The sequence below is a fragment of the Bacillus suaedaesalsae genome (assembly GCF_016890225.1).
GTDB lineage: Bacteria > Bacillota > Bacilli > Bacillales > SA4 > Bacillus_BS > Bacillus_BS suaedaesalsae.
Genome location: NZ_JAFELM010000024.1, coordinates 1 through 18,105 on the forward strand (window position 1 = coordinate 1; position 18,105 = coordinate 18,105).

Annotated in this window: 14 protein-coding genes; 4 read left to right on the top strand and 10 right to left on the bottom strand. The window is 36.2% G+C overall.

The genetic code is table 11. The features are described 5' to 3' along the window. Positions 1–117: 117 nt before the first annotated feature. Positions 118–1,236 carry an IS110 family RNA-guided transposase gene (locus JR050_RS07890; protein WP_204201818.1) on the top strand — a complete coding sequence of 373 codons (1,119 nt, stop codon included), beginning with the start codon at positions 118–120 and terminating at the stop codon, positions 1,234–1,236. Positions 1,237–2,145: 909 nt separating this feature from the next. Here JR050_RS07890 and lpdA read toward each other — a convergent pair. From lpdA to JR050_RS07915, 5 genes are all read right to left on the bottom strand, one after another. Then, positions 2,146–3,555 (bottom strand): dihydrolipoyl dehydrogenase, encoded by a 1,410-nt coding sequence (gene lpdA / locus JR050_RS07895; RefSeq protein WP_204202978.1) that lies wholly within the window; start codon positions 3,553–3,555, stop codon positions 2,146–2,148. A gap of 3 nt (positions 3,556–3,558) precedes the next feature. Further along, entirely contained in the window at positions 3,559–4,878 is a 1,320-nt protein-coding gene (locus JR050_RS07900) for a 2-oxo acid dehydrogenase subunit E2 (protein ID WP_204202979.1), read from the bottom strand. A gap of 90 nt (positions 4,879–4,968) precedes the next feature. Continuing rightward, positions 4,969–5,946 carry an alpha-ketoacid dehydrogenase subunit beta gene (locus JR050_RS07905; protein ID WP_204202980.1) on the bottom strand — a complete coding sequence of 326 codons (978 nt, stop codon included), beginning with the start codon at positions 5,944–5,946 and terminating at the stop codon, positions 4,969–4,971. A gap of 3 nt (positions 5,947–5,949) precedes the next feature. Then, positions 5,950–7,065, bottom strand: coding sequence for a pyruvate dehydrogenase (acetyl-transferring) E1 component subunit alpha (gene pdhA / locus JR050_RS07910; protein WP_204202981.1), 1,116 nt, complete (start codon positions 7,063–7,065; stop codon positions 5,950–5,952). A 457-nt stretch (positions 7,066–7,522) separates the two neighbouring features. After that, positions 7,523–8,188 carry a YkyA family protein gene (locus JR050_RS07915; protein ID WP_204202982.1) on the bottom strand — a complete coding sequence of 222 codons (666 nt, stop codon included), beginning with the start codon at positions 8,186–8,188 and terminating at the stop codon, positions 7,523–7,525. Between the two features lie 207 nt (positions 8,189–8,395). On the opposite strand from JR050_RS07915, the gene def reads away from it, so the two are divergent. Then, positions 8,396–8,950 carry a peptide deformylase gene (gene def, locus JR050_RS07920; protein WP_204202983.1) on the top strand — a complete coding sequence of 185 codons (555 nt, stop codon included), beginning with the start codon at positions 8,396–8,398 and terminating at the stop codon, positions 8,948–8,950. A 33-nt stretch (positions 8,951–8,983) separates the two neighbouring features. On the opposite strand, the gene JR050_RS07925 is transcribed toward def, so the two are convergent. Continuing rightward, positions 8,984–9,757: a Cof-type HAD-IIB family hydrolase gene (locus tag JR050_RS07925; RefSeq protein ID WP_204202984.1), complete on the bottom strand. Its 774-nt coding sequence runs from the start codon at positions 9,755–9,757 to the stop codon at positions 8,984–8,986. Positions 9,758–9,778: 21 nt separating this feature from the next. Then, positions 9,779–10,678: a DMT family transporter gene (locus JR050_RS07930; RefSeq protein WP_204202985.1), complete on the bottom strand. Its 900-nt coding sequence runs from the start codon at positions 10,676–10,678 to the stop codon at positions 9,779–9,781. A gap of 516 nt (positions 10,679–11,194) precedes the next feature. Here JR050_RS07930 and JR050_RS07935 point away from each other — a divergent pair. After that, positions 11,195–11,404 carry a DNA-dependent RNA polymerase subunit epsilon gene (locus tag JR050_RS07935; RefSeq protein ID WP_204202986.1) on the top strand — a complete coding sequence of 70 codons (210 nt, stop codon included), beginning with the start codon at positions 11,195–11,197 and terminating at the stop codon, positions 11,402–11,404. A gap of 3 nt (positions 11,405–11,407) precedes the next feature. Beyond that, positions 11,408–13,075, top strand: coding sequence for a ribonuclease J1 (rnjA, locus tag JR050_RS07940; RefSeq protein WP_204202987.1), 1,668 nt, complete (start codon positions 11,408–11,410; stop codon positions 13,073–13,075). Positions 13,076–13,179: 104 nt separating this feature from the next. Here the strand turns inward: rnjA and JR050_RS07945 are convergent, their stop codons facing one another. From JR050_RS07945 to JR050_RS07955, 3 genes are all read right to left on the bottom strand, one after another. Then, on the bottom strand, positions 13,180–13,842 hold the full coding sequence (locus tag JR050_RS07945) for an NAD-binding protein (protein ID WP_204202988.1): 663 nt from the start codon (positions 13,840–13,842) through the stop codon (positions 13,180–13,182). 440 nt (positions 13,843–14,282) lie between these two features. Continuing rightward, on the bottom strand, positions 14,283–16,103 hold the full coding sequence (locus tag JR050_RS07950; protein ID WP_346726726.1) for an ABC transporter ATP-binding protein: 1,821 nt from the start codon (positions 16,101–16,103) through the stop codon (positions 14,283–14,285). Positions 16,104–16,118: 15 nt separating this feature from the next. Beyond that, on the bottom strand, positions 16,119–17,867 hold the full coding sequence (locus JR050_RS07955) for an ABC transporter ATP-binding protein (protein WP_204202989.1): 1,749 nt from the start codon (positions 17,865–17,867) through the stop codon (positions 16,119–16,121). Positions 17,868–18,105: the final 238 nt, after the last annotated feature.

Below are 18,105 nucleotides of genomic sequence, written 5' to 3' on the forward strand. Positions count from 1 at the left end.
GAGTTATCATGAACGAAACTAGCTCCTTACTCGTAACATCGTAGGTTAATTTGGTTAGAATGTTTACTGGTAAAAACAAACCAAATCAGAGCTACATTACGGAAGGAGCTAGTTATTATGAAGGATACCATAAAATATGTAGGTTTAGACGTATCAAAAGAAAAAATTGCAGTTGCGATCGCGGATGAGGGGCGAGAAGAGCCGAGATACTGGGGAGTAATTCCTCACACACCAGAAGCAGTTAGGAAATTAATAAATAAACTTGGAAACACCGAGACTCTTCGAGTCTGTTATGAAGCCGGTCCAACTGGATACCCACTATATAGATTATTACTTTCCCTAGGTGTTCATTGTGATGTGATAGCCCCATCTCTCATACCTAAAAGACCAGGTGAACGTATTAAGACAGATCGTAGAGACTCTATTCGACTGGCTCAGTTATATCGAGCAGGAGAATTAACTAACATCTATGTTCCAAACGAAGAGGATGAAGCTCTCCGTGATCTTGTAAGATGTCGTGAAGATGCAAAAGAAGATGAACTTAGGGCAAGGCACCGTTTGAGTAAATTTTTGCTTCGTAATAACATTAAGCCACCGTCAGGTGTGAACAAATGGACGGTCAAATATCGTAGATGGCTGGATGCATTAAAATTTGAAAGCTCCAAACTACGTGTGGTCTTTCAAGAATATTATCATCAATTGAAAGAGCTAGAACAACGAATTTTAAGACTAGAGGAAGAAATTAGAGTTCAGGCAACGGAGGGCGTACACGCCCCAACCATTCAAGCCTTACAATCACTAAGAGGTGTAGCTCTTATTACTGCGACTAGTCTTGTAGCGGAGATAGGTTCTTTCAAACGTTTCTCATCACCAACACAATTAATGGCCTATATTGGTTTAATACCAAGTGAATACTCAAGTGGTGAAAGAAGAATACAAGGGAGCATCACAAAAACAGGGAATCGTCATGTACGACGCTTATTAGTAGAAGCTGCATGGAGTTATCGTTATCAACCGTCAGTTAAAGGAGAATTGATGAGACGACAAAATGGACAGTCCCCCACTATTCAAGCGATATCCTGGAAAGCACAAAACCGACTTCATAAAAAGTATTACCGATTATTATCAAGAGGAAAAGAAAGTGGAAAAGCAATTACTGCAGTTGCCAGAGAATTAGCTGGTTTTATTTGGGCTATTACACAAGAGGTAGAAGAAGTAAAAAACGCTAGTTTTTGATCTTACAAGTTGTCATGTTACGGTGATATAGGTATTATTGATCCATTTTTTATGTATGGCTTTAATTTCACACGAATAATTTACGAAGAAAGATAGATGATTGAGAACAGGGCTCGAAGGCAAAGAAAAAAACCGGAAAGGAAAACCCACGTGGCCTCCTCTGTGCTATATCTAAATAGATTAACGCACGTGCCGAGTTAGTGGATTAGTCCTTTATACGGAAAGATAAAATGTGAAAACCCACGGATATCAGAGCGTAAACCGCAGTAGAGATTTTTGCCTTCGTGCCGTGTTCTTAACTTCTATTCAAGTCAAAAAAAGGAGAAAGGAACAGATTCCTTCTATAGCTTAATGGAGTCTCTCACTTCTTTGTATGACAGTCAAGGAGACCACTTGACAGACATACAAAGAAGTGAGAAGTGGTCAGTAAGCTAAAGAAGGAGCTATTCTAGCCAGAATGGCTTGCTAACTAACAAAATCAAGAAAAGAAGCCGTAAATAGCTTCTCTTCTTAGAGTTGGTCAAAAGACAATCCAAACCTGGTGAAGAGTGGGAGCCTTGACAGTTTCGTTCATATCAGGAGGCTCACCAACCGCCCGCGGAAAGCGAAGTCTTGCACGGAAATTAACAGCTGTTTTAAAAGGCTATCTAATTTGAAATTGTTCGTCTTTAGAGTATCGGGGTTTAGTTTTGTCCCAACCTCATTGTTTTTAGCTAGGGTTCTTTTAGTAATCATTGTTTCTATTTACCTTTTAAATCTTCAATAGTATGTGGAATCATTACCCTAATGAAGGCTATGTTGAACAGTGATGTTGATTTCCCCGGAATTTTCGTTCCTTCCATTACAATCAATGCCTAAACAGCATTAGTTTAAAAATAGCCGCTCTCTAAATAGAGACCGGCTTATACATTATTTAATAATATGAATCGGACTACCAATAGCTACTTCTGCAGCTTCCATCGAAATTTCACCTAAAGTTGGGTGTGCATGAATTGTCATTGCAATATCTTCTGCTGTCATTCCAGCTTCAATAGCTAATCCTAATTCAGCAATCATATCTGAAGCATTCGTTCCAACGATTTGCGCTCCAATTACGAGTCCATCTTCTTTACGAGTTACAAGTTTCAAGAATCCATCTGCACTGTCTAATGCTAATGCACGACCATTTGCTCCAAATGGGAACTTAGCAGAGGCTACTTCAATACCTTCAGCTTTTGCTTCATGTTCTTGATAACCAACTGTTGCCATTTCTGGATCTGTAAATACAACAGCAGGAATTGCTTGATAATCAATTTTAGAAGGATGACCGCTAATTGCTTCAGCTGCAATTTTCCCCTCATAAGAAGCCTTGTGCGCTAATGGAGGCCCATCAACGATATCACCAATCGCATATATGTTACTCACACTTGTTCGGCATTGGTCATCAATTTTAATGATCCCTCTGTCAGTTTTTTCTACTCCAAGTTGCTCTAATCCAAGTTCATCTGAATTTGGTTTTCTTCCAACAGTAACTAAGCAATAGTCTGCCTCAACTGTTTTGGCTTCACCATTTACTTCAAATGTTACTTTTACGCCGTTTTCAGTCTCTTCTACACCTTTAGCCATTGCTTTAGTGAAGATTTCAACATTCTTTTTCTTTAGACGACGCTTAACAACAGATGTCATTTGCTTTTCAAATCCATTAAGTAACTCATCTGCACCTTCAACGATTACAACCTCTGTTCCAAAGTTCGCATATGCAGTTCCAAGCTCAGTACCGATGTAACCTCCACCGATTACTACCATCTTCTTCGGAATTTCAGGAAGGCTTAATGCACCAGTTGAATCAATTACACGCTTAGAATATTTAAAAGTTGGAATTTCAATTGGACGTGACCCTGTTGCAATAATGCAATTATTAAACTTATACGTTTGAGCTGAGTTTTCACTCATAATTCGAACAGTATTTGCATCAACAAAATAGGCTTCACCACTAAGGATTTCTACTTTATTACCTTTTAGGAGTCCTTCTACTCCACCTGTAAGCTTCTTTACGATCCCCGCTTTCCATTCTTGAACTTTAGAGAAGTCAACTGTCACATTGTCAGCTTTAATTCCCATTTCTTCAGAATGCTTTGCTGTTTCGTAACGGTGTGCTGCTGCAATTAATGCTTTTGAAGGAATACACCCAACATTTAGACAGACTCCACCTAATACGCCTTTATCAACAATTGACACTTTTTGGCCAAGTTGTGCTGCACGAATTGCTGCAACGTAACCACCTGGTCCTGCTCCAATGACAAGAGTATCTAGTTCAATTGGAAAATCTCCTACTACCATTGATTACGCCTCCATTAAAATTAATTGTGGATCATTTAATAGTCGCTTTATGTGATTCAATGCATTTTGCGCTGTTGCTCCATCAATCATACGGTGATCAAAGCTTAATGATAGTGCAAGTACTGGAGCTACTACAATTTCACCATTACGTACAACTGGCTTTTCAGCAATACGACCAATACCAAGAATCGCAACCTCTGGATGATTAATAACTGGCGTAAACCATTGTCCACCCGCAGAACCGATATTGGTAATTGTACATGAAGCACCCTTCATTTCTGCCTGAGCTAGTTTTCCATCACGAGCTTTTGAAGCTAAATCATTAATTTCGGATGAAATTTCATATACTGACTTACGGTCTGCATTTTTCACAACCGGAACTAATAATCCTTTATCTGTGTCTGCAGCAATACCGATGTTATAGTAATGTTTTTGAATAATTTCATCTGTTGCATCATCTAATGAAGTATTTAAAACTGGGTATTTCTTCAATGCAGACGTTAGAGCTTTAACAACATACGGTAAGTATGTTAATTTTACACCTTGGTCTGCAGCATGTTGCTTAAATTTCTTACGATGAGCTACAAGTTCGGTTACATCCACTTCATCCATCAATGTAACGTGTGGTGCAGTATGCTTCGAGTTAACCATCGCTTTTGCGATAGCCTTACGAATTCCACTCATTTTCTCACGAGTTTCTGGTAGTTCACCAGCCGGAATTGGTGTTTTCGCTGCAGCTTTCGTTTCAGATGTATCAGCAGTAACTTGAACTTGTTCTGTTGCAACTGCAGCGCTAGCACCACCATTTAGGTAACTATCAATGTCAGCCTTTACAATACGACCATTTTTACCTGATCCACTAACTTGACGAATCTCTACGCCTTTTTCACGAGCATATTTACGTACTGATGGCATTGCAATAATACGTCTATTTGGATCTACTTCTGCCTGGGCTGGTGCAGCTGCTTGAGGCGCAGGTGCAGTTTCAACTGCTGGCGCTACTGGTTCTGGAGTAGGCGTTGCTGCTGGTTTCGGTGCTTCAGCTTCGTTACCATGGTCACCTTTAAACTTCAGGTTTTCATACCCCGGTGCATCAAACGTAATGATTGTTTGTCCAACAGTTGCAACTTCACCTTCATTTGCATTAAGTGAAATAACCTTTCCTTTAACAGGAGATGGAATTTCAACTACCGCTTTATCGTTTTGCACTTCACAAAGCACATCATCTTCATTTACTTCATCGCCTTGTTTCACAAACCACTTAACTATTTCACCTTCATGTATACCTTCACCGATATCAGGTAATTTAAATTCGAATGACACGGAATGTAACCTCCTCTTTTATGTAAAACATGAATTTAGGAAATGCAAAGAAATCAGAAACGGACCTCTGATTTCTAATTTGCTTCTAGTTTAGAAATTTAAAACCTTCTTCGCAGTTTCAATTACATCTTTATAGTTAGGTAACCAGACAGTTTCAGCTTCAGAGAATGCATAAACTGTATCTGGCGCAGCAACACGAAGTACAGGTGCTTCTAAGCTTAAGATTGCACGGTCATTAATTTCAGCAACTACATGAGCAGCAATACCAGCTTGCTTTTGTGCCTCTTGAACAACAATTGCCTTACCGGTCTTCTCAACAGATGCAATAATTGTATCAATATCTAAAGGTGAAACTGTACGCAAGTCAATAACTTCAACTGAATGACCATCTTTTTGTAGTTCTTCCGCTGCTTTTAATGATTCGTGTACCATTGCACCGTAAGTAATGATGGATAAATCAGTACCTTCACGTTTTACATCTGCTTTACCAATTTCAATTGTATATTCACCTTCTGGCACTTCACCGCGGAATGAACGATATAACTTCATATGCTCTAAGAAGATAACAGGGTCATTGTCACGAATTGCAGAAATTAATAATCCTTTTGCATCATAAGGAGTTGATGGAATAACAACCTTTAAACCAGGTTGTTGAGCCATTAAGCCTTCTAAGCTGTCAGCATGAAGTTCTGGTGTATGTACACCGCCACCAAAAGGAGAACGAATTGTTACAGGTGCATTATATCTGCCACCAGAACGATATCTCATACGTGCCATTTGTCCAGAAATGGAATCAATTACTTCATAAACGAAACCGAAGAATTGAATTTCTGGTACTGGACGATAGCCTTGTAACGATAACCCGATTGCAAGACCACCAATTCCCGATTCAGCTAGTGGTGTATCAAAAACACGATCTTCACCAAATTCAGCTTGTAATCCTTCTGTTGCACGGAAAACCCCACCGTTCACTCCAACGTCTTCACCAAATACTAATACATTTGGGTCTCTTTTCAGTTCAGTGCGTAACGCATCCGTGATTGCTTGAATCATTGTCATTTGCGCCATAACTTACTTCGACTCCTTCTCTTTATATATTTCCATTTGTTCTCTTAAGTTATTTGGAAGCTCTTCGAACATATTTGAAATTAGATCAGTTACCTTTTGTTTTGGTTGTTCATCAGCACGTTTAATTGCTTCTTTTATATCGTCCTTCGCTTGTTCGATTACTTTGTTTTCTTCTTCCTCATTCCAAATACCCTTTTTTTCTAGGTATTTACGGAAACGTACTAATGGATCTTTTCTTTCCCATTCGTTATCAAGATCTTCCGTACGGTAACGAGTAGGGTCATCACCAGCCATTGTATGTGGCCCATAACGGTATGTTAATGTTTCAATTAATGTTGGACCTTCTCCATTGATTGCACGATTGCGAGCATCTTTAACAGCTGCATATACAGCTAATGGGTCCATTCCATCTACTTGAATTCCAGGAATTCCTGCAGCTACTGCTTTTTGAGCAATTGTCTGCGCTGCAGATTGCTTTTCTACTGGTGTTGAAATAGCAAATCGGTTGTTTTGGACAATAAAGATTGCAGGTGCCTTAAATGCTCCAGCAAAGTTAATTCCTTCATAGAAATCACCTTGTGATGCACCACCATCACCTGTATATGTAATCGCAACAGATTGTGCGTTACGCTTTTTCATTCCAAGTGCTACTCCAGCAGCTTGAATATATTGTGCACCAATAATGATTTGTGGGGAAATTACATTCACACCTTCAGGAATTTGATTACCATGAAAGTGTCCTCTAGAGAATAAAAATGCTTGGTATAAAGGTAGACCGTGCCAAATCATTTGAGGTACATCACGATAACCTGGAAGGATAAAATCTTCCTTCTCTAGAGCAAATTGTGAAGCAATTTGTGAAGCCTCTTGTCCAGCAGTTGGTGCATAGAAACCAAGACGTCCTTGGCGATTTAGTGAAATTGAACGCTGATCTAAAATACGAGTGTATACCATTCTAGACATTAGTTCTTTTAATTGTTCATCAGAAATTTCAGGCATTGCCGCTTCGTTAACAACTTCGCCTTCTTCGTTCAAAATTTGCACTGTTTCGAATTGGCTTGCAATAGCATCAAATTGCTTTTGCTTATCAAAAGTAGCCTTTTTTGTTTTTGAAGCCATGTTCATTCACCCTTCCTGTTCTATTCCATTTTAAATTAATAATGGCAAAATCAAGTTGTTTACATACAGCACTAGGTTACCCAACTTTTTTGATTAGAAATCAAAAATACAATATATGTTTTAATAGTTTTTTACTATTACACAATCAAGGGATACCTTAGCAAAATATGAAACACCCATTTGCAAACTGTACTATTAATAAACACACATAACACTAGTACAATTTAATTCCCATAAAAACAGTGTACATTATTTAAGTTTTCCCCGTCAATCATTAGGTTTCAAAATAAATATACTAAAAAAATGCAACATATTATTCCAGTAAAACATTCTGTACTAACACAATATCAAACACTGTACTACACCTTTATAGTACAATTAAATGAATCTCCCCCATTTAATCACAACTCACCAAAAGCAAAAAGATGTCACAGTATAAAAACCATGACATCTTCTGTTAATTTGAGGTTTGTTCTAACGTAATATTTAGTCCAGCATCTTCGTAGAACATTCTCTTTTTTTCATTATATTCGTTTGTAATTTTATTAAACTTCTCGTTTAACGCTAATACTGATTCATAACTACCGTTAACCTTTTGAATTTGTTCCTCTAATTGTTCTAACGTTAAGTCTTTGTTTTGGAACATGATATATAATTCTTTATCAAACTCAATGGATTTCCCGTATGCTTTATACAATTCTTCATATGTTGAATAACGGGTATTCATCAATTCCACTAAAGCTTTTGCACTCTTTTTCAGTTGTTCCTCTTCCACTTCTTCTACTATATTAATAATCTTTTCAAACTCTTGCTTTGATTGTTGCATGCTCTCATATTCTGTGCTAAGTCCTGTTCTTCTTTCTTCTGTTATAACAAGGGCTTCTGTTGATAGTTGTTTAATTTTTTCTATTTCCTTTAATCCTAACGTCATGATTTGATCATATATTTCTTTTTCTTTTGTCTCAAGACGAATCATTTCAGTTTGTTGATTTTCAAATCCAGTTTCTAATTTCACCGCCTGCTCTAAATGACTATATATCGTTTCTTGAGGTAATGGACCTGTTTGACACGCTGACAGTGTAATAGCTAGTACAATACCGAAAACAATTGATCTGTATTTCATTTATGACTCCCCCTTATCTCTATTATTAATATAGTTATTTATCATTTATTTGGCAACTAATCCCAAGTATATGTGCTTGTCCAATGAAATAGTCCCCAAACAATATATGCCTGCCTTTTAGCAGCCCATATTCTTTAACGGAAGTTCATGTTATGGTATGCTAAGAGCATTGTATAATGTAATTAGAGGATGATTAGGAGTGATTCGATGCTTACAATGAAAGATGTGATTCGTGAAGGTCACCCAACCTTGAGAATGGTGGCTGAAGAGGTAGCGTTACCAGCTACTGAAGAAGATAAAAACACACTTCGTGAAATGATGGAGTTTGTTATTAATAGTCAAGATCCAGAGCTTGCTGCTAAATATGAACTAAGACCTGGAATTGGTATAGCAGCACCACAAATAAATGTACTAAAGAGAATGATTGCGGTTCATGTAACAGACGATAAGGATAATTTGTTCAGCTATGCACTGTTCAATCCGAAAATTGTTAGTCATTCTATAGAAACGTCTTATTTAACAACTGGAGAGGGATGTTTATCGGTTGACCGTGATGTACCTGGATTCGTACCACGATATGCACGTATTACGGTAAAAGCTACAACATTAGAAGGTGAAGAAGTTAAACTCCGTTTAAAAGGACTACCTGCAATTGTATTCCAACATGAAATTGATCACTTAAATGGTGTGATGTTTTATGACCATATTAATAAAGATGAACCATTTGCTGAGCCTCAAGATGCGACAGCTATTGATAGATAAAACGAGGGGCGAAATCCACCCTCGTTTTTTTGATTATAGTAATTTTAATTGTTGCAACCCATATAAAATCCCATCATCTTCAACAGACTTTGTAACGAAAGAAGCTACTTCTTTTGCTTGTTTCACGCCATTTCCCATTGTCACTCCAGTACCTGCAAATTGAAGCATTTCAATATCATTTAATCCGTCGCCAAACGCTACCACATCTTCTCGAGAAAACCCGAGTTTTTTCATCATTGCTTCGATCCCTTTTGCTTTTGATCCCCCTCTAGGCAACACATCTGTAGACAGTTCATGCCATCTAATGAAATGAAAATGAGGATAACTATTCAAATAGGCGTCTTCATGCTTTCTTTCACAAAAGAGTAAAGTTTGATAAACATCATTCTCTATGTAATATTCCTCATCGACTTCAGGATGATTAAAGTGTAGAGTACCCAAGCTTTCATGTATGTGTGGATGATTATCTGCTGTTGCTTTCATTTTAATATGGTCCATAAAAATTAATGGATGTCCTTCACTTTTTGAAGTATTTAGAAGCTCTTTAAGCTTTACTTTATCATGTGGATTTTTATAAATAGGTTCATCATCCAAAACAACATATTGACCATTAAAGCTTACAAATGAGGAGATCTTTAATTCATCTTTTATTTCCTTAAACATAAATGGTGATCTTCCTGTTGCAATTGCTAAATAATGACCTGAATTCTGTAATGTCTTTAAAGCATCCTTCGTACTTTTTGGTATCTTTTTTTCTTTGTTTAGAATAGTTCCATCGATGTCAAAAAATAGTAACTTTTGTTTCATTTTAAATAAATCTCCTAACCATTAAGCAGTTTTACTCATTTCACTAGAACGTTCTTTCTTCTTATTAGAGGATACGTATACTCCGGCTAAAATTAGCATAAAGCCTATAATCATTGTAAGATGAATACGTTCATTTAAAATAAGTGCTCCCCATAACATTGCTGATATCGGAACAAGATATGTCACGAGAGAAGCAAATTCTGGGCTTCCCCTTTGAATGCAATAATAATACAAGAGATACGCGATTCCCGATCCAAATACCCCAAGTCCAATTAGTCCAAAAAATACAGTTGGTTCTACTATCTTTATAAAGATTGATTGGTCTGTTAATAAAACCATGATAAAGCTGATGAATGTCGCTACTAATAATGTACTTGCTGAAGTCATCGTAATACTCACAGATGACAAGTATTTTTTTGATAGATGTGTAGAAAAACCATAGCAAATTGTAGCGCCAATCATTGTAAATAATCCAATTATCGATTGTTCTTTAATATTTTCCATATTAACTCCGGATAATAATACAATTCCTGCAAAACCTAATACAATTCCTATCCATTGAAACTTTTTTAGCTTATTATGAAAAAATAAAAAGCCAATCATAATCGTCCATATAGGAGTTGTAGCATTGATTAGCGAAGCATAACTACTTGTAATTCTAGTCTCACTTAACGCAATCAAAAACCAAGGTATAGCATTATTTAAAAAAGATACTAAAATAATCATCTTAATTGGAAGTCTTTTAAACCCTTTCCACTCCCTACGAATGGCTATGATTAAGATTAAAATCATTGTTCCAAATAGGCACCTTCCAAAAACAACGCCCCACGCACCAATAGGCTCAACTAATAGTTTAATAAATAAAAAAGATGTTCCCCATATCAAACTTAAAATAATTAGCGCACTATACAACTTCGCCATTAATCCATCTCCTTACAGTTCATCATTTAACGCTAATTGATGAAACAACAAATTGTCAATCTTTATCATAATTCCATTTTTACCCATGAAAAGGTTTAGACTAAATCCATATACTAAAAATATACAAGCCGTCTGGACCTGAATAAAACTTGTACGAAAGGAGAGAATGGATAAAATGCTTAAAAAACTTAGACGAAAACTATTAGAGCAGTGGAATGATATGTTACGTAAGAGAACAATTGCTTAATACAATGCAAACGTTAATTTTCCTTAATTAGAAAAAACATGAAAAAGTATCAGATATACTTTATAATAAATAATAACGTGATTCCCTATAGTTGGAACTTGTAGAAAGATTTGCTTAATATACAAGAACATCTTATAATTGTTTTTATTTGCTACTAGAAAAAAAATTAGTAAATCAATTAGCTTAGTAACTGTTCAAACCGCTTAAAAACACCAATAAAGTACGGTTGAACTAGATATATATAATAGGAAGTCAAGGAGAGATAGAACATGATATTTAAAGTATTTTTTCAAGAGGATATTTTTCAAGCACCAGTACGAGAACACACAAAGACAATGTATGTAGAAGCTGATAACGAAGGTGACGTAAGAACGAAATTAGCAGAACGTCCTTATAACATTGAATTTATCCAAAGTGTGACAGGTGCATATCTGGATTACGAAAAACAATCAGAAAATTATAAATTGGAGACGGTATAAGTTATGAAGTTTGTAAAAAATGACCAAACAGCCGTTTTCGCTCTCGGTGGATTAGGCGAAATCGGAAAGAACACATACGGTGTTCAATTTCAGGATGAAATCATCCTTATCGATGCAGGAATAAAGTTTCCAGAGGACGAACTACTGGGTATCGATTACGTAATTCCTGACTACAGCTATTTAGTTAAAAATGTCGATAAAATAAAAGGATTATTTATTACACACGGGCATGAGGATCATATTGGGGGGATTCCATACCTATTAAGGGAAGTAAATATTCCGATCTATGGTGGAAAGCTAGCGCTAGGACTAATAAAGAATAAATTAGAAGAGCATGGTTTACTGCGCCAAACGACATTACACGAAATTAAAGAAGATGACATTATTAAATTCAGAAAGACTTCCGTCACGTTCTATAGGACAACTCATAGTATTCCAGATGCATATGGAATAGTCGTAAAGACACCACCTGGGCAAATTGTCCATACAGGTGACTTTAAGTTTGACTTCACTCCAGTTGGAGAACCTGCTAACTTAACAAAAATGGCTGAGATTGGGAAAGAAGGAGTACTTTGTTTACTATCAGATAGTACAAATAGTGAAGTACCACATTTCACCATGTCAGAACGACGAGTTGGAGAAAGCATTCACGAAATTTTCCGTAAGGTATCAGGTAGAATCATATTTGCTACCTTCGCATCAAATATCCACCGTCTTCAACAAGTTGTGGAAGCAGCTGTTCAAAACGGAAGAAAGGTCGCTGTATTCGGACGTAGTATGGAATCAGCAATGAGAATTGGACAAGAACTTGGGTATATTACTTGTCCAAAGGATACACTTATTGAAGCATCACAAATTAATCGATTACCTGCCGATAAAGTTGTGATTTTATGTACAGGTAGTCAAGGTGAACCGATGGCTGCTCTTTCAAGAATTGCAAACGGTACACATCGTCAAATCCAAATTATACCTGGTGATACAGTTGTATTCTCATCTTCACCTATCCCTGGTAATACAATAAGTGTAAGTCGTACGATTAACAGTCTATTCAAAGCAGGTGCTGAAGTTATTCACGGTTCTTTAAGTGATATTCATACATCTGGACATGGTGGACAAGAAGAGCAAAAGCTTATGCTTCGCTTAATGAAACCTAAGTTCTTCATGCCGATTCATGGTGAATATAGAATGCAAAAAATGCATACAAAACTTGCAGTCGATTGTGGTGTACAAGAAGAAAATTGCTTCATCATGGATAACGGTGAAGTATTAGCACTAGGTTCTGAGGAAGCTAGTGTTGCAGGGAAAATTCCTTCTGGGAATGTATATATTGATGGTAGTGGAATTGGCGATATTGGTAATATCGTGCTTCGAGACCGTAGAATTCTTTCTGAGGAAGGTCTTGTAATCGTTGTTGTTAGCATTAATATGAAGGAACATAAAATTGCTGCTGGTCCAGATTTAATCTCTCGTGGCTTTGTATATATGAGAGAATCAGGTGACTTAATAAATGATGCTCAAAGTTTAATTACGAAACATTTAAATCGTGTAATGGAAAGAAAAACATCTCAGTGGTCAGAAATTAAAAATGAAATTACAGATACGTTATCACCTTTCCTATATGAAAAAACAAAACGTCGTCCAATGATTTTACCGATCATTATGGAAGTATAAATAGAAAAACCTTATTTAGCCCCAAATCTTATTGATGAAGTCGCTAAATAAGGTTTTTTATTTTAAGCTGTCCCCCCTTTCATTAAGGAAAGGGGGGCTGGTTATTAATCATCGATTAAGTTCTTCTCGAATCTGTTAATGTCTGTATCTGCACCAATTACAATTAGAATGTCACCTTGCTGAATTGTTTCGGATGCTTGCGGTGATACTAAAATCTCTTTCCCTCGTTTAATTGCCACAATATTAATTCCATATTTAGCACGTATATCTAAATCAATCAATGAGTAGCCATCAACATGTTTACTCGCAATAATCTCAACAATACTGTGCTCATCAGATAATTCTAAGTAATCTAATACGTTGTTAGACACAATATTATTCGCAATTCGTTGACCCATATCTCGTTCGGGGTGTACGATATTGTCTGCTCCAATTTTCGATAAAACCTTTTCATGATAATCATTTTGAGCTTTTACCGTAATATTTTTTACACCTAGTTCTTTAAGAATGAGTGTTGTTAATATACTTGATTGAATATTATCGCCAATTGCCACAATTACGTGATCAAAATTACGAATACCTAAGCTTTTTAGAACCATTTCATCAGTTGTGTCCCCCACAACAGCATGTGAAGCAATGGATGCATATTCGTTTACTCTGTCTTCATCTAGGTCAATCGCTAATACTTCCATCCCCTGTTGACTTAATGTACGACAAATACTTCCACCAAATCTCCCTAGCCCTATGACGGCAAACTCTTTTTTCACATTAATTCCTCCAATGGTTTTACAGTTAATCTCCACTATTTTACCATAAACCTTGATTGTTGGAAGATACTCTACTCTAAATTAGTCATAAATCAATCTAACCCATAGAAAAAGAGGCTAGGACGAACTAAAACACGATACTCTAAAGACGAAAGATAGCCTTTTATACAGCTGTTAATTTCCGTGCAAGACTTCGCTTTCCGCGGGGTGTTGGTGAGCCTCCTCAGTCGTTCCTCCCTGCGGGGTCTCACCTAAACTCGCTTCTCCCGCAGGAGTCTTCGTCTTGCACTCCAATTAACAGCTAGAACATACTTAAAACAAAACGTACTAACAAAACAAATAAAAAAATCCGAACTCATTCAAATCCTAATAACGAATTTGAGATGATTGTTCGGATTTTTCTTCGCCGAAAATATTTTTGGCCAAGCCTCTCTAATCTTCTATCCAGCACTTAACATATTAAATTGTGCTTTTACTAATTTATAATACTCACCTTTTACGTCCATTAATTCACTATGGTTGCCCTGTTCAATTATTTCTCCGTGATCAAGGACAATAATATTATCAGCTTCACGAATGGTTGAAAGTCTATGAGCAATAATAATCGCTGTACGATTTTCAAGCAACGTTTTTAACGCTAGCTGTATTTTCACTTCTGTTTCAGTGTCAATACTTGCTGTTGCTTCATCTAGTATTAATATACTCGGATCCGCTAATAATGCACGGGCAAAAGAAATGAGCTGTCTTTCTCCAACTGAAAGTACATTCCCTCTTTCTTCTACTTCTGTTTCGTATCCATTTGATAGTTTTTCGATAAACACGTTTGCTCCGACAGCAGTTGCAGCATTTATTACCTCTTCGTCCGAAGCATTAGGATTACCAAATCGAATGTTATCCATGATTGTTCCTGAAAATATAAACGTATCTTGTAAAACAACACTAATTTGAGTACGAATACTATCAAGTGTAACGTCCTTTAAATCGTTACCGTCAATTTTAACTGACCCACTTGTTGGATCATAAAATCGGCTAACCAGGTTAGCAATTGTTGTTTTCCCTGATCCTGTGTGTCCAACTAAAGCAACAGTTTGACCAGCCTTCATTTCAAGAGAGACACCTTTTAATGCTTTTCTCTTTTCATCGTAAGCAAATTCTACTTGCTCAAATTCAATATGACCCTTGATATTTTCTAATTTCTTCGCATTATCTTTTTCTGGCACATTTGGTTTTTCATCTAGAAATTCAAAAATACGTTCAGAGGAAGCCATCGCCATTAGTAACTGATTGTATATTTGACCAATTCGAGAGATTGGCTCCCAGAACATTCCTAAGTAGAATGCAAAGGAAACAAATACTCCTATTTGGATTGTATCGTTTAGAATTAATGATGTACCATACCAGATTAGAATAGCTGTTCCTATTGCATTGGACATTTCAACAAATGGTCTGAACATTGCATTTTTCTTAGTTGCATCTTTCCAGGAGTCATGGGTTTCTAAATTTACACCATCAAAGAATTCCATGTTTTCATGCTCTTGTGTGAACGATTGTGTTACACGAATACCTTGAATACTCTCATTTAAATGTGAGTTTAATTTAGATTGTTTTATACGTACTACTTGCCATGAACGTCTAATGTTTCTTCTTAAGCTAGTAGAAATAAAGAACATAATTGGTAGTATAATCAGCACGGCTATCGTAAGCTCTGGACTTAATGTAAATAATATGAACACTATTCCTATAAGCATGATGACATCCATTAATAAATTGATGACACCACTAGTAAATAGTTCCTGTAAGGAGTTAACATCATTTAAAATACGAACTAAGATCGACCCGGCTGATCTTGAATCAAAGAATCGATGAGATAAGCGCTGAACATGTGTAAATAAATGTTGTCTTAAATCATAAATAATATTTTGTCCTAACATATTCGTCCAACGAATTCGTAATATATTCGCTACATACGAGATGGTGTACATACCTGCGATGATAAGTACAAGTGTTACTAAAAGGTCCGCATCCTTATTTTCAATTGCATGGTCAAACGTATATACCCCGATGATAATTGGAATGATTAATCTTACAGCTGTGGAAACAATCATCGCTAAAAAGGATAGTGGTAATAAATTCTTAGAATATGGAACCATGTACGCGAACAATCTAGATAACTGCTGCCAGTTAAAAGATTTCTCAATTACTTGCTCAGTAGAATAATGAAATCGATTTAAATGCTTTTTACTATTTTCTCTTCCTTTCACAATGCTCCCCCTTTCTTATTGACCTTGAAGTACAGTTTCTCGATCTTTATATTGAATTTCATAGATTCGTTGGTAAGGTCCATTATTATTTAAAAGCTCATCATGGACACCACGTTCCACTACTGCACCGTTTTCTAATACTAGAATTTCATCCGCATGTTTTAGAGAAGAGATTCTGTGGGCAATAATAAACGTTGTGCGACCATCCATTACCTCTTTAAAAGCCTTTTGAATCTTGAATTCTGTATCCATATCTACCGCACTTGTCGCATCATCTAATACGAGAATGCTAGGATTGATTAAGATTGCACGAGCAATGGCAATTCTTTGCTTTTGTCCACCAGAAAGCCCCATACCACGCTCTCCAAGCATCGTATCGTAACCATCGGGCATCTCCATAATAAACTCATGTGCTTGTGCTCTTTTTGCTGCATCAATAATTTGTTCCATTGTTGCATCAGGATTTCCATAAGCGATATTCGCTTTAATAGATGATGAGAATAAGAATGATTCTTGTAAAACAAATCCTATATTACTTCTTAATGTATTTAACGAATATTCCTTAATATCTAAACCATCAACTAAAATGTTTCCTTCAGTCGGTTCATAAAATCTTGTAATCAGTTGAGTAATACTCGTTTTCCCGCTTCCAGTGGCACCAATTAATCCAATTACCTTACCTGGTGTTGCATCAAAGCTGATAGACTTTAAAGCAATGTCATCCTCAGGCTTATATTGTAAAGTAACATCTTTAAATTGAACGTGCCCAAGCAGTCGATCCTTAACTACCGGATGTTCCTTTTCATGAATCTCATTATCTGCTTCAAGAATTTCTAATAATCTCTCACCTGATGCCTTTGATTGAGAAAATAGATTGATAACAAACCCTAAGTTCATGATTGGCCACATAATGTACCAAACTAAACTAAAGAAAGCGACTAGTTCTCCAGGCTGAACATCACCATTAATAACTAAATAACCACCATAAGATAATAATGCAACAACACATATATTTCCGATAAATTCCATTAACGGGAAGTATTTTGCCCATACATCTGAGGTTTCAAGATATTTTTGACGGTAATCTCCGTTTGAGTCATTGAATTTATCAATTTCAAAGTTTTCACGTGATAGAGATTTAACAGTATTAATTCCACTAATATTTTCTTGAACCTTTGTATTTAGCTTTCCGAATGATTTACGAATCCCTCTGAACGCTGGATGTACTCGTTTATCAAAACGGTATACAACGATGGCTAAAAATGGAAGTGCAGCCATTGTAACGAAGGTTAATGGCACTGAGTAATAAAACATTACCCCTAAGCTGATTGAAACGAGTAATACAAATCGAAGCAATTCTGCAAATCCAAATGATAAGAAGAAGCGAAATCCTTCTACATCTGCTGTTAAGCGAGACATAAGGTCACCGGTTTTTGCATTGTCATAGTAGCGAAACGGCAAAAACTGCAACTTTTCATATAGTGAATTTCTTAGTTTATAAACTGAACGGATACCGAACATGTCTCCTAAGTATTGATGAAAGAATGTTGTTAATCCTTTCACAGCCATTAAAGCAACAAATCCAATTGCTAAGTATGGTACATACTCATATTTGCCATCAATGATTACATCATCAATCGTAAATTGTAAAATCATCGGATAAATAACTGTGATTGCTGTTACAAAAAGCAAAAAAAACATTGACCAATAAAAATAAGGTAAAAAAGGCCAATAAAACTGTTTCAGCTTTTTAAATGTCTCCATTAAAAACCCCTCCTTTGTTCCAACACCCTTAAATAATATGTTGACTCTTACAATTACTAAAAATTAGAAAAATTAGAACGTATTTAAAAATATATCGGATTTCGAAGTAAATTACTAGTACTTTATTTCATTTTTTTAAACATTTTTACAAGTCGGATTTCGCATAATGCGTAATACTATTGAAGATATATAGAACCAAATATGACTTATCAGTTGATTTTACGTTATGGATTTCACG